The sequence below is a fragment of the Streptococcus penaeicida genome (assembly GCF_002887775.1).
Lineage (GTDB): Bacteria > Bacillota > Bacilli > Lactobacillales > Streptococcaceae > Streptococcus > Streptococcus penaeicida.
Genome location: NZ_LOCM01000049.1, coordinates 1 through 445, shown reverse-complemented (window position 1 = coordinate 445; position 445 = coordinate 1). Strand labels below are relative to the sequence as shown.

1 tRNA gene is annotated in these 445 nt (G+C 38.9%); it reads left to right on the top strand.

Going from position 1 to position 445, the window contains the following annotated elements:
- Positions 1-161: 161 nt before the first annotated feature.
- A tRNA-Ala gene (locus AT575_RS10140) sits at positions 162-234 on the top strand.
- Positions 235-445 lie beyond the last annotated feature (211 nt).

Genomic DNA, 445 nt, shown 5'->3' with positions numbered 1-445 from the left:
ATGAGAACGTTAAGAAATCTGTATGAAAATAGGAAATTGACGATGTGTGCTTGCACACAAGGAGATTTATCTTTTTCACTAAGATTTTAGTTCGAATACAATTAAGCTTCACGTAATAGAATAGTACCACCACTAATAATGAAACAACCAGTTTATTAGTCGGGGCCTTAGCTCAGCTGGGAGAGCGCCTGCTTTGCACGCAGGAGGTCAGCGGTTCGATCCCGCTAGGCTCCATTATCTAGGATACAAAGAGATGTTCGGCTAGCCGAATTTCTGTAGAAAATTAGGAATCTGACACCGTGTGCTTGCACACAAGGAAGATTATCTATTTTCCTAAGAAATTAATCTCGTGTTCAACTAGATAAATGATATTTGAATACGAACCTAAACTTACTAGAAATAAGTCAAAACCATCTCGTGTCTAAGGACACATCACTGGTTTGTT